This window comes from Micromonospora sp. WMMA1923 (genome assembly GCF_049179195.1).
In the GTDB taxonomy this organism is placed as follows: Bacteria; Actinomycetota; Actinomycetes; order Mycobacteriales; family Micromonosporaceae; genus Micromonospora; species Micromonospora yangpuensis.
Genome location: NZ_JBMHLZ010000001.1, coordinates 2,268,224 through 2,281,586 on the forward strand (window position 1 = coordinate 2,268,224; position 13,363 = coordinate 2,281,586).

Consider the following 13,363-nt stretch of genomic DNA (forward strand, 5'->3'; position numbering starts at 1 on the left):
CACTGTCGAGGGAATCCACCGTGCCTCCTGCCGTCCGCCGAACACCACCACCATCCACAGTCGACCCCGCGACCCGGCGTCCTGGCCGGCCGCTGGCCGCCGGTCTGCTGCTGACCCTCCTGGTCGGACTGACCCCGGCCACGGCGTCGGTCGCCGCCCCCACCGCCACCGACGCCCGCACCGACGTCACCGACGGCCTGGTGCTGCGCTACGACCTGACCCAGTCCAGCGGCACCAGCGTCACCGACTCCTCCGGCAACGGCCGACACGGCACCCTCACCGGCGGCGGGACCTGGACCGGCCCCGCCGGGTTGGCCCTCGACGGCATCGACGACCACGTCAGACTGCCCGACGACGTCCTGGCCGGGCTCTCGTCGATCACCGTCTCGGTCGACGTCCTGGTCGCCCCCGACCAGCAGACCCCGTACTTCATCTGGGGCCTGGGCAACCCGGCGACCTCGCAGGCCGGCACCGGCTACCTGTTCACCAGCGGCGACGCGCTGCGCACCGGGATCACCACCGGCAACTGGTCCGGTGAGCGGGTCACCGGCAAGGGCGCCAACCTGGCCCGGGGAGTGTGGAAGTCCGTCACGTACACCCAGACCGGGACCACCGGCACCCTCTACGAGGACGGGGTCCAGGTCGCCCGCAACACCGGCGTCGACATCCTGCCCCGCGCCGTCGGTGGCGGCCGGACCACCCAGAACAACCTGGGCCGGTCCACCTACGCCAGCGACCGCTTCCTGAAGGGCCGGGTGGCGAACTTCCGGATCTACGACCGGGCCCTGACCGCCGCCGAGGTGACCGCGATCGCGCTCACCGACACCACCCGGGCCGAGGCGGCGGCCGCCGCCCTGCGCCTGGTGCACCCCGACGACGTGCGGAGCAACCTCACCCTGCCCACCGTCGGGCTGGGCGGCGCCACCGTCGCCTGGCGGTCGACCCGGCCCGGCACCGTCGCCCCGGACGGGGTGGTGACGCGTCCGGCCCACGGTGCCGGCGACGCGCGGGTCACGGTGACCGCCACGGTCACCGTCGGCACCGCGCGCACCGAACGCGCCTTCGAGTTGACCGTCCGGGAGCTGCCCGAGCCGGCACCCTACGTCGGCTACGCGTTCAGCTACTTCACCGGCAACTCGATCGAGGGCGAGAAGATCTACTTCGCCGCCAGCCAGGGCAACGACGCCCTGCGGTGGACCGAGCTGAACGGCGGACGGCCGAAGCTGGAGTCGACCCTCGGCACCCGGGGCCTGCGGGACCCGTTCCTGATCCGCAGCCCGGAGGGGGACCGGTTCTTCCTCATCGCCACCGACCTGTCGATCGGCCGCAACGGCGACTGGGACGCCGCCCAGCGGCAGGGCAGCCGCTACCTGGAGGTCTGGGAGTCCACCGACCTGGTCACCTGGTCGGAGCAGCGGCACGTCGAGGTCTCCCCGCCGACCGCCGGCAACACCTGGGCTCCCGAGGCGTACTGGGACGACGAGCGCGGCGAGTACCTGGTCTTCTGGGCCTCGAAGCTGTACGCCGAGAACGACCCGGGGCACACCGGCAACACGTACAACCGGATGCTGGCCGCCACCACCCGTGACTTCGTCACCTTCAGCCCGGCCACCGTGTGGCAGGACCGGGGCGAGTCCCGGATCGACTCCACGGTGATCCGGCAGGGGTCGACCTACTACCGGTTCACCAAGGACGAGGGCGGCGGCGGCACCGGCTGCTCCGACATCATCCAGGAGAAGTCGACCTCGCTGACCGCCGTCGACCGGCCGGGCCGGCCCGCCTGGACCTTCCAGGCCGGATGCATCGGTCGGGACGCCGGCACCCGGGCCGTCGAGGGGCCGACGGTGTTCCGGGCCAACCCCGGTGACACCTCCGGGTCGAGGTACTACCTCTTCGTCGACGAGTACGGCGGCCGGGGTTACATCCCGCTGGGCACCGACGACCTGGAGAACCCGGACTGGACGGTGCCGGCCGCCTACGACCTGCCGGCCAGCCCGCGCCACGGCACCGTCATCCCGGTGACCAGGAAGGAACTCGACGCGTTGCACGACGCGCCGCCGCCGGTGCGCGCCACCGCCGAGGGACTCGTCGCGCACTACCCGCTCACCCAGGGCGACGGCACCACGGTCACCGACGCCTCCGGCAACGGCTACCACGCCAGCCTCGCCGGCGACGCCGCCTGGCGCGACGACGCGCTGCGCCTCGGCGGCACCGACGGCCACGTCGACCTGCCCGACGACATCATGGCCGGCCTCGACGAGATCACCGTGTCGATGGACGTGAACATCGCCGCCGACCAGGCCACGCCGTACTTCGTCTGGGGGTTGGGCAACACCTCCGGCGGCGTCGGCAACGGCTACCTCTTCACCACCGGCGACAACTACCGCACCTCCCTGGCCCTGGGGAACTGGACCACCGAGGAGACCGTCACCAGCGGCCGCGCGCTGCCGCGCGGCACCTGGAAGACGGTGACGTACACCCTCGACTCGGCCGGCGTCGCCCGGCTCTACCTCGACGGGGTGCGGGTCGCCGAACGGACCGGGGTGGCACACCGGCCCGGTGACATCGGTGGCGGCCGGACCACCGCCAACTACCTGGGCCGGTCCCAGTACGGCGCCGACCGGTACCTCAAGGGTCAGGTGCGTGACTTCTCGCTGTGGAACCGGGCGCTGGACGAGGCCGAGGTCGCCGGGCTCGGCGCCAACGGCACCAGCGTCGTCGCGGTGCGCTCCGACGCCCTCAAGGTGCCGGCGATGATCGACGCGGCGGCCGGCACCGTCACCCTGCCGGTCCGGCCCGGCACCGACCTGGCCACCCTCGCCCCGACGTACGTGGTCGCCCCGACCTCGACCGTGCGGGTCGCCGCCGACGCCGACTACACCACGCGGGTACGGGTCACCGTCACCAGCGCGGCCGGCGAGCGGCGGACCTGGGTGGTGCGGACCGTGCCGATGCGCTCGCCGGTGCTGCCCGGCTACCACGCCGACCCGAACATCGTCCGGTTCGGCGACACGTACTACATCTACGCCACCACCGACGGCCTCCCGGGCTGGAGCGCCTCGACGTTCACGGTCTGGTCCAGCAAGGACCTGGTCGACTGGACCGCCCACGACACCATCCTGGACCTGGGCCCGGACATCACCTGGGCCGACACGAACGCCTGGGCCCCGGCCGCGGTCGAGAAGAACGGCAGGTACTACTTCTACTTCTCGGCCCAGCAGAACATCGGCGTCGCCGTCGCCGACTCGCCGCTCGGGCCGTTCGTCGACCCGCTCGGCAAGCCGCTGGTCAGCAAGGACGACTACCAGGGCGCGCAGCAGATCGACCCGGCGGTGTTCACCGACGACGACGGCCAGAGCTACCTGTACTGGGGCAACGGCACCCCGTACGTGGTTCCGCTCAACGACGACATGATCTCGTACGACGTCGGCAGCCGGGTCCGGCTGTCCGGCCTGCGGGACTTCCGCGAGGGCCTGTTCCTGCACAAGCGGGCCGGCACGTACTACCTGTCCTGGTCGATCGACGACACCCGCAGCGAGAACTACCGGGTCGGCTACGGTGTCGGGACCAGCCCGCTGGGGCCGTTCACCAGCCGGGGCGAGATCCTCACCAAGGACCCGGGTCAGGGCATCCTCGGTACCGGACACCACTCGATCGTGCAGGTGCCGGGGACCGACGACTGGTACGTCGCGTACCACCGGTTCGCCATCCCGGGTGGGGACGGCACCCACCGGGAGACCACCATCGACCGGCTCTACCACGAGGCGGACGGCTCGATCCGTACCGTGGTGCCGACGCTGGGCAGCGTCGAGCCGCTGCGCTACCGGGGCGGCCAGCCCCGGGCGCGGATCTCCGATCCGGGTGACGACGGCTGGCACGGCGGCAACGCCCGACTCACCCTGGAACACGGAGCCCTCATCCGCAGCGCCGAGTACCAGATCGACGGAGGTGGCTGGGTGCCGTACTCCGATCCGGTCGAGCTGCCCGCCGGCAGGTACGAGATCCGGTACCGGGCCCAGTCGCAGAACCTGCTCTGGAGCAACCCCTGGTCGCTGTCGGTGACGGTGGACCGGACCGCGCCGACGGTGACGGCGACCCTGCTCGACCGGCGGGTGGTGATCGACGCGGCCGACGCCGACTCCGGCCTGGCCCGCGTCGAGTACCGGGTCGACGAGGGCCAGTGGCAGCCGTACCGGGCGCCGTTGCGCGTCGACGACGACCGGCACGTCCTGCGGTACCGGGCGTTCGACGTGGCCGGCAACGTCACCGCCACCGGCCTGCGGATCCCCGCCGTGCGGGACTGACCCGCAACCCGTCCCGGCCGTCCGCTCCGCACGTAACGACCCTGGAACCGCCCGACCCGGAGTATCCCGGTCGGGCGGTTCCGTGCCGACGGCTCGCCCCGGCGACCCGGCGGGGGCCATGGTGGGTGCGGAGGTGACGGCCATGGCTCACGACCATCCGGCCCACGGCGGGCACGACTCCCACGCCGGGCACGACCTGCGGCAGTTCCGCCGCAGGTTCTGGCTGAGCCTGGCGTTGACCCTGCCGATCGTGGCCACCAGCCACCTGGTGACGGACTGGTTCGGGTACCGGCCGGCCGTCGCCGGCGCCGACTGGGTCGGCCCGGTGCTCGGCACGGTGGTCTTCGGCTACGGCGGCTGGCCGTTCCTGGTCGGTGGGGTACGGGAGATCCGGGACCGTACCCCCGGCATGATGCTGCTGGTCTCGATGGCGATCGTGGTCGCCTACCTCGCCTCCCTGGCCACCGCCCTCGGCGCGTTCGACCTGGACTTCTGGTGGGAACTGGCCGCCCTGGTGACCATCATGCTGCTCGGGCACTGGCAGGAGACGAAGGCCATCGGCCAGGCCCGGGGCGCGCTGACCGCCCTGGCGGCGCTGCTGCCCGACGACGCCGAACGGATCGACCCGGACGGCGCGGCGCACCGGGTGCCGCTGAGCGCACTGACCGTCGGCGACACGGTGCTGGTCCGCGCCGGTGCCCGGGTGCCGGCCGACGGCCGGATCATCGACGGCGCCGCCGAGCTGGACGAGTCCATGATCACCGGGGACGCCCGCCCGGTCGCCGAGTCCGTCGCCGCCGAGCTGGGCTTCCGCAGCGGTGTCGACGAGGTCTTCGCCGAGGTGCTGCCGGCCGACAAGGACCGGGTGGTCGCCGACCTCCAGGCCCGGGGGTTGCGGGTGGCGATGGTCGGCGACGGGGTCAACGACGCCCCCGCCCTGGCCCGGGCCGACGTCGGGCTGGCCATCGGCGCCGGCACCGACGTGGCCATCGAGTCCGCCGGGGTGGTCCTGGCCTCCTCCGACCCACGGGGCGTCGGCGCGGTGATCCGGCTGTCCCGGGCCTCGTACCGCAAGATGCGGCAGAACCTGGCCTGGGCGGCCGGCTACAACGTGGTCGCCCTGCCGCTGGCCGCCGGCGCGTTGGCCTGGGCGGGGTTCACCCTCAGCCCGGCCGTCGGGGCGATCCTGATGTCGGCGTCGACAATCGTGGTCGCCCTCAACGCCCAGTTGCTGCGTCGGGTCCGGCTCACCCCGGACTGAACGGTCGTCCGGCATCCCGGGCTCCCGCCGGCCCTCCGGCACTGCCGGCCGGCCTTCCGGCACTGCCGGCCGGCCTTCCGGCACTGCCGGCCGGCCTTCCGGCACTGCCGGCCGGCGCTTCGGCATGCCGGCCGGCAGTTCGGTACCGCCGGCCGGCGCTTCGTGCGGACGGCCGGCATGTCGGCACCGCGGGCCGGCGGGAGCCCGTCAGCGGCCCGGGGTGGTGGCCAGCAACGTGGCGACGGCCGTGCCGGTGGCCGGATGCGCCGCCACCAGCGCCGCGCCGCCGGCCGCGGACGCCGTACCCCCGGCGGTGCCGACCGACGACGGCACCGGCTGCCAGTCGCCGGCACAGCCCAGCAACGCGGCCACCGCGTCGGTCGCCGCCGGATGGCCGGTCAGCAGGGCGGACACCCGCGGCGAGGGCCCGGCCGGGGAACCACCGGCCACCGCACCGGGCGCGGGACCGTGCCACGGCGGCACCCAGACGTCCAGCTCCGCCACGGTCGGCGGGAAGGTGCGCCCGGCCTCCCGGACCAGCAGCGGCACCAGCTCCGGCCCCTGTTCCCGCAGGGTGGTGATCAGCGTGGGCAGCCAGGGCAGCAGCACCGGGTCGGGCAGTCGGGCGAACGCGGTGGAGAGGGTCTCCACCACGAACGGGGCCAGGCCCGGCACCGGTTCCAGGGCGTGTACGAAACCGGCAAGGTACCGGGGGAAGGCCGGCACCACCAGCGGGTTGTCCAGCAACGCGGCACACCGCTGCCGCAACTCGGCCAGGGGCAGGATGCCGAGCTGGTGCCGGGCCGCCCAGAGCAGGGCCACCTTCGCCGGCTCCTCGGGCTTCGACTGGTCGACGGCGATCTCCAGTTGGGACCGGTCGCAGCCCAGCGAGATGGCCACGCTCTCCATGCTGAACAGGAAGCCCAGCATCGCCCCGACCTGTCGGGTGCCGGTCTCCTCGTCGATCACGGTGGTCGGCAGCAGGGTGCAGTAGTGCGCGTACCCGGTGGTCACGAACGCCTCGCACCAGGCCGGCAGGTGCGCCGCGGTGGCCTGGTAGTGGGCCAGTAGCCGCCGGATCCGGCGCAGCACGTCGGGAGCGTCGTCGACGCTGCGTTCGGCGGCCAGCAGCTCGACCGCCCGGGTGCCCAACTCGTCGACCAGCCGTGGGCTGTCGAGCAGGCAGATCGCGTCCTCGACGGCGGCCAGCGCGGTCGCGGCGGTCGCCGACGGGTGGCGCACCGCCCGGCGCAGGCGCAGCTCCAACACCTGCTCGACGGTGACCCCCTCGTACCCCAGCTCGATCAGGGCCCGCTGGTCGCGGCCGAGGGCCAGGTCCCAGCTCTCCTGGATCGACCGGTGACCGAGCCGCCGCTCGCCCATGATCGGGCGGACCGTGGTCGGCGGCAGCAGGTAGCGCAGCATCCACAACAGGTCGGAGCAGGCACCCAGCCCGGGATCGGCCCGCAGGTCCAGCAGGGCCCGGCTGATGGTGCGTTTCTCCAGGTCCAACCCGAGCGGTCGGAGCCGGTCCAGCACGTCGCGGGCCAACGGGGGCAGCGAGTCGTAGCCGACCTGCCCGATCCGGTCCCCGCCGAGCAGGATCTCGCAGAGCCGGCGGACGTCCCGCCGCCCCGGCACCACGTCCTTCTCGATGCAGGTCACCGCCGCGTCGGTGAAGTCGTACACGGTGGGCCGGGCCCGGTTACGCAGGCCGGCGAGCAGGATCGAGTGCTCGAAGACCGCGATCGCGTCGGCGGTGCTGGCCAGGTACCCGTTGCGACGGGCCAGCCGGACGATGTCCACGCACCAGCCGCGCAGCTCCGCGGCGTCGAGCCCGTCCGGCTCGGCGGGCGCGGCGAGGAAACCACTGAGCCGGTCGGTGACCTCGTCCGGGGTGGCGCCGGCGGGGGGCGCCGCCGCGCGGGCACCCCGCCGCCCGCCGCCGGCGCGGGACCGTTCGGTGCGACCGGACAGCCGGTACGGCGTGACCCCGGCCCGGCTGACCGCCTTGGCCCAGGTGGCCGCCGCGATCGACACCGAGCCCGGAGCCAGGCCGAACTGCGCCTCGATGGCCGAGTGGCTGGACGGGATGAGCCCGTACCGCCAGGCGGTGCCGCTGCGTTCGGTGATCTCGAAGGCCGGCGCGGTGGAGTCCAACCCGAACTGCTCGACCCGGCTGGCGGCGTGGAACGCGCCGCAGACGTACAGGCAGTCGGCCGGGTCCGCGCCGGAGGCGGCCAGGTGCTGGCGGATCCGGGTCCACATGTAGCGCTCGCGGTCCTCGTCGGTGCCGGTGCGATTGGCGTCGCTCGGGCGCAGCCGCCGGAACAGACTGCCGATCAACACCATGACCTGCCGGTACGTGTCGTGGTCGGCGTCGACAAGCGGACGTTCGACGTACTGGTCCCACCACTCCGACCAGTGCCGCACCTTGCCGTGGTGCAGCAGGTGCGCCTCCAACTCGGCGAAGCGGGGACGCAGGTCGCCGATCTCCACCCCGACCGCGTCGCCGTGCAGCTCCGCCTCCTCGGCGGCCCCGACGGTGGTCGCCTCGCCGGTCTCCGCGGCGGCGGCCGGCGGTGCTCCGTCGTCCTCGGCGACCTGCGGTGCACCGTCGTCGTCGGCGGCCTGCTGCGCGCGGTGCCGGGGGGACCACTGGAAGACGTGGTCGGTGGAACGGTCCACCAGCACCAGTTCGACCCCGGGGGTCTGCAACGCGTACGCGATCGCCTGGTACTCGGCGGAGGCCTCGGTGATCGGGGCGATGACGCTCAACGGCGCCCAGTCGGTGGGGAAGCCGTCCAGTTCGGAGGCGAACGCCTGCACCGCCACCGGCAGCCGGCAGTTGCGCAGCTCACCGAGGAGCGGCTGGAGATCCTCACAGAGCTCCAGGTAGATCACCTTGGGCTGCTTGACCCGCAGCCGGCGCAGCATCGCCAGCCCGGAGGCCGGCGAGTGGTGGCAGACCGGGAAGATCTCCAACCGCTCGCCCAACGCCCGGTCGACGTCGTCGACGATGCCGGCGAGGATGCCGGCCAGCGCGTCGGGGGAGCCGGCGAAGGCCGCCGCCGCCTCGGTGAGCTGATCGCGCAGCGCACCGAACGGCCCGGACCCGGCGTCGCCGAGGGGGGCCGCCGGCACCGGCCCGGCTTCGAGTACGCCGTGGGGAAGCGGGCCGCTCACGACATGGCCTTGATCGCCTGACGGCCACCGTCGAGGAACTCCGGCCAGTCGCCGCCGTCCTGCTTGGCGCGCGGCTCCACCACGCCGTGCAGGTACTTGTTGAGGATCGCCAGGTCCTCCGGGCTGCGCCGGGCCAGCGACCCCAGCAGCGACGAGGCAAGGGTCTGGGCCCGCAGCGTCCGGTCGCCGAAGAACTGGCTGTGCAGGATGGCGTCCTCCAGCACCCCGATCTGCTCGGCGGTGGAGAGCGCCGACTCCAGCTTCTCGTCGTCACTGGTGGCCGCCGCGGCGGCGGCCCGCAGGTCGGCGAAGCTCTGCAACAGGATGTCCAGCAGGGTGGGCGGCACGTCCAGCTCGATGCGGTGCCGGCGGAGCAGCTCCTCGGTACGGAACCGGACGATCTCCGCCTCGCTGCGCTTGTTGGCCACCATCGGGATCCGGACGAAGTTGAACCGTCGTTTCAACGCCGAGGAGAGGTCGTTGACGCCCCGGTCCCGGCTGTTCGCGGTGGCGATGACGGCGAAGCCGGGCTGGGCGAAGACGATGTTGTCGTCGTTGAGCTCCGGAATGGAGACGTACTTCTCGCTCAGGATCGAGATCAGCGCGTCCTGCACGTCACTGGTGGAGCGGGTCAGCTCCTCGAACCGGCCGATCACCCCCTGCTCCATCGCGGTCATGATCGGGGAGGGGATCATCGAGGCGCGGGACTGTCCCTTGGCGATGACCATGGACACGTTCCAGGAGTACTTGATGTGGTCCTCGGTGGTGCCGGCGGTGCCCTGCACGACCAGGGTGGAGTTGCGGCAGATCGCCGCGGACAGCAGCTCGGCCAGCCAGCTCTTGCCGGTGCCCGGATCGCCGATCAGCAGCAGACCCCGGTCGGAGGCGAGGGTGACGATGCTTCGCTCGACGAGACCGCGGTCGCCGAACCACTTCTGGCCGATCTCCCGGTCCAGGCCGTCGGCCCGTTCGGAGCCGAGGACGAAAAGTCGGACCATGCGGGGGCTCAGCCGCCAGGAGAACGGCTTCGGACCGGTGTCGACCGACTCCAGGTAGTCCAGCTCCTCGGCGTACTTGGTCTCGGCGGGGGCGCGCAACATGTCGGACATGGGGATGGACTCCTAGGTGAGGAAGCTCTTGAGCTCGAAGACGAGTTTGCGGATGTGACCGGAGATGACCGGGGTGCCCAGGTCCTTCAGACGCTGCCGGAACCACGGGTCGACGCTCTGCTGACCGGAGCTGCTGACCGAGCCGACCGGGATGAACCGCACCCCGGAGCGGTGTACCGCCTCGATGCCGTCGAACAGCGCCTGGGACCGGCCGAACTCGTAGAAGTCGGAGATCCAGACCATCACCGTGTTCCGGGGGTCGGCGATCTTCGGCTGGGCCATCGCCATCGCCACCGGCCCGTCGTTGCCACCGCCCAGCTTGGTACGCAGCAGCACCTCGAACGGGTCGTGCACCCACGGGGTCAGGTCCAGCGCCCGGGTGTCGAAGGCGATCAGGTGCACGTCCACCTTGGGCAGCCCGGCGAAGATGGACGCCAGGATGGTGCAGTTGACCATCGAGTCGACCATCGAACCGGACTGGTCGACCACCACGATCAGCCGCGACGGGGTGGTCCGGCGGGCGGTCTGCCGGTAGTAGAGCCGGTCGACGTAGAGCCGCTCGTCGGCCGGACTCCAGTTGGTCAGGTTCTGCCAGATGGTGCGGTCCAGGTCGAGGTTGCGGAACACCCGCTTCGGCGGCACCGACCGGTCGATGGTGCCGACCGTGGTCCGCTCCACCTGGGTACGCAGCACCTCGGCGACCTCGTCGACGAACCGCCGGATCAGCGACTTGGCGTTGGCCAGCGCCACCCCGGAGAGGTTGGCCTTGTCCCGCAGCAGCTGCTCGATCAGCGACATGCTCGGGGTGAGCTGGCGGGCCAGTTTCGGGTCGGCCAGCACCTCCCGCAGGTGCATCCGACGGACCAGGTCGCCCTCCAGCCCGGCGAGGGTGCCGCCGAGCCCGGTACGTTGCCGGCGCAGCTCGCCGACCTCGGCGCCGAGGGCCTGCTCGAACCAGCCGGCGTCGGCCTGCCATCCGGCGAGCTGACCGGCGCTGACCGGCCCGGCTCCGGTGCCGAAGACGTTGAGCAGCAGCTTCGACACCAGCGCGGCCCGCCGTACCTCGTCCGCACCGGGCCGGTACGGCCCGTCGGTCGCGGCCCCGGTCAGGTCCCCGGCGTCGGTGGAGTCCCCGGTGTCGTCGGTGGGGTCCGCAGTGTCGTCGGTGGGCTCCGTGGCGCCGTCGGTGGGGGAGTCGTCCCCGGTGGGGCGCAGCAGGCCGCGCAGCTCGTCGGCGAGCGCCGGGAAGCGTTGCACCACGGAGTCCACCGAGACGCCCGGGTCCAGCAGCGCGGCCGGCAGCCCGAGATCGGCCACCACGTCCATGCTCGCCGTCTCCAGCGCGGGCTGCTCGTTGGCGTCGAACAGCCGGGACAGCAGCCGCCAGTAGAGCACCTGACGGCGGTTGGCGTCGGCGAGGTCGCCGGCCGGTACGTTCTTCGTCGCCGCCTGGGCGACCTGCTCCGACTCGGTCATCGGCGCAGCAACCGTCCCGCGCGTTCGCGCAACACGGCCACGGCGTCGCCCGCCCTGGCCTGGGTCTTCGCGATCTTCGGATCGGTGACGCCGCCGGCCCAGTCGCCGTTGTGCGCCTCGACCGGCTTCTTCCGGACGGTGGCCCGCACCGCCAACGGCTGCACCCACCACCGGCCGTCGTCCCAGCGCAGCAGCCCCAGGCAGGCCGACGAGGCGGCGACCAGGTCGGCGGTGAGCGGGCCGGCGGCGCTGAGCCGGTCGACGGCCACCGGCAGCGACTCGCCGTCGACGTCGAAGACGAGCGTCGCACCGTCGGTACGCGTGGCGTATGCCTCCAGGAGGACGGGCTCGGCGATGCCGGCGGGGTGCCGGTCCAGCGGTGGCGGCGCGGACGCGGTGGCGGTGGCGAGCAGGACCCGGGCGGTGGCGAACGGGTCGGCGGGCTCGCCGAGCTGGGCGCGCGCGTCGTCCCAGTGCAGGTCGCCGCCGCTGAGGGGCAGGTCGGTGACGGTGAGCGCGCGACGCTCGGCCACCGCGGTGAGCAGGGTCGGGCAGGCCCGCAGCAACCGCCACAGCGCCGGTCCGACGATGGTGTCCACCTTCGCCGCGCCGACCGTGGTCCGCACCAGCCGGGGCGGCTGGCCACCGGTCGGTTCGAGGACCGCGTGCAGTTGGACCTGCACGGCCGTGTCGTGCTGGTGCAGGTCCACGCCGAGCGGGAGGAGCCGGCCGGAGACCCGGGTCTGCGGTCGCGACGCGTCGGCGGCGCCCCAGGAGAGCAGGGTGGCGCGGGCCCACAGGTCGGCCCAGCGGCGGGTCGGCGCCTGCGGCAGCGTCGCGACCGGCAGGCTGACCCGCAGTTCGGCGGCGAGACCGTCGAGCAGTACCCCGAGCCGACGCAGGCCGGGCTCGGTGAGCGCCGCCTCGACCGGGGTGGCGGCGGCGGAGAGCAACTCGTGGTCGACGCCGCGCCAGCCGACCACCGCCACCTCCTGCAACCAGGACCGGGCGACCGCGGCGGCCGGCGGCACCGGGCCGGCACCGTCACCGGCCGGGCCATCGCCATCGCCATCGCCCGCACCGTCCCGGGTCCGGCCGAGCGCGGTGTCGAGCTGGGTGAGCAGGGCGTCGTGGGCGGCGCCGAGCAGCGCCGAGCGGGCTCCGGCCAGTGCGGCGAGGTCGGCCTCGGTGACCGGGCCGGCGGACACCGTGCCGGCCGCCTCGGCCACCCGGGCCGCGAGTGGGCTGCCGGCCAGTGCGGCGGCCAGGGCCTGCAGCGCCTCGGCGTCGGCCGGGCCGACCCGGGCGAAGCCGCGCAGCAGCGTGTCGTCGAAGCCGGCGGCGACCTCGAGGGCCTCGGTCAGTCCGGCCGGTGGCTCGTCGCGCACCGTGGCGATCTGGGTGCCCCGCATCAGCGGCCGGCCACGGTGGACGGGAACCAGCACAGCTCGGGCACGGGCGTGCCGACCTCCGGTAGTTCCAGGTACGCCAGGTGGCGCAGGAAGCTGCTGAAGACCGCCGCGGCCGGGGTGGGCTCGTGCCGGGTGTCCAGCCGGGCCAGCAGTTCCGCGCCGGTGGTCACCTCGTCGGTCACCTCGGCCCGCAGGTAACGGGCCACGCGGTCGACCCCGTACTGGACCAGCGCCTCGGTGGCCAGCAGGTGCAGGTGCTTGCAGGGCGCCCCCCGCAGACCGCCGCAGGGCCGGTTGTTGTTGGTGCTGCAGTGGTAGGTGTGCGTGCCCGCCGCGATCGACGAGACGTAGACCCGTTCGATGTCCGAGCCGCTGGAGACCACTCCCTGCAACCGTCCGTCAGCCAGCTCGACGAAGGGCACCTTGGCCAGTTGGCGGGCCCGCGCCGGTGGCACCACCGTCAGCACGCTGCGCCGTGCCCACCCGTCCTGTTCCGCGTCGGTCACTTCCCAACCTCCCCGCCCGCCGTGCTGGCGGCGTCGACAATGCGGCGGCGGTCACCCGGTGCAACCGGGGCCGCCGTGACCACAAGATCATGGAGGACGGGTACGACAT

The 13,363-nt window shown here is 73.2% G+C and carries 7 protein-coding genes; 2 read left to right on the forward strand and 5 right to left on the reverse strand.

The features are described from left to right. Positions 1-20: 20 nt before the first annotated feature. Together ACN28G_RS10260 and ACN28G_RS10265 are read left to right on the forward strand one after the other, a co-directional pair. Positions 21-4,304, forward strand: coding sequence for a family 43 glycosylhydrolase (locus tag ACN28G_RS10260; RefSeq protein WP_421478974.1), 4,284 nt, complete (start codon positions 21-23; stop codon positions 4,302-4,304). 142 nt (positions 4,305-4,446) lie between these two features. Further along, entirely contained in the window at positions 4,447-5,565 is a 1,119-nt protein-coding gene (locus ACN28G_RS10265) for an HAD-IC family P-type ATPase (RefSeq protein ID WP_421478975.1), read from the forward strand. 207 nt (positions 5,566-5,772) lie between these two features. On the opposite strand, the gene ACN28G_RS10270 is transcribed toward ACN28G_RS10265, so the two are convergent. From ACN28G_RS10270 to ACN28G_RS10290, 5 genes are read right to left on the reverse strand one after another with little or no spacing between them, the layout of a single operon-like run. Beyond that, on the reverse strand, positions 5,773-8,709 hold the full coding sequence (locus ACN28G_RS10270; protein ID WP_421480889.1) for a hypothetical protein: 2,937 nt from the start codon (positions 8,707-8,709) through the stop codon (positions 5,773-5,775). A 38-nt stretch (positions 8,710-8,747) separates the two neighbouring features. Continuing rightward, positions 8,748-9,860, reverse strand: coding sequence for an ATP-binding protein (locus ACN28G_RS10275; protein WP_091437860.1), 1,113 nt, complete (start codon positions 9,858-9,860; stop codon positions 8,748-8,750). A gap of 12 nt (positions 9,861-9,872) precedes the next feature. After that, positions 9,873-11,336 (reverse strand): VWA domain-containing protein, encoded by a 1,464-nt coding sequence (locus ACN28G_RS10280; protein WP_091437863.1) that lies wholly within the window; start codon positions 11,334-11,336, stop codon positions 9,873-9,875. Further along, on the reverse strand, positions 11,333-12,748 hold the full coding sequence (locus ACN28G_RS10285; RefSeq protein WP_091446432.1) for a hypothetical protein: 1,416 nt from the start codon (positions 12,746-12,748) through the stop codon (positions 11,333-11,335). The genes ACN28G_RS10280 and ACN28G_RS10285 overlap by 4 nt, the downstream gene beginning before the upstream one ends. Further along, positions 12,748-13,215, reverse strand: coding sequence for a hypothetical protein (locus ACN28G_RS10290; RefSeq protein WP_091446430.1), 468 nt, complete (start codon positions 13,213-13,215; stop codon positions 12,748-12,750). The genes ACN28G_RS10285 and ACN28G_RS10290 overlap by 1 nt, the downstream gene beginning before the upstream one ends. Positions 13,216-13,363 lie beyond the last annotated feature (148 nt).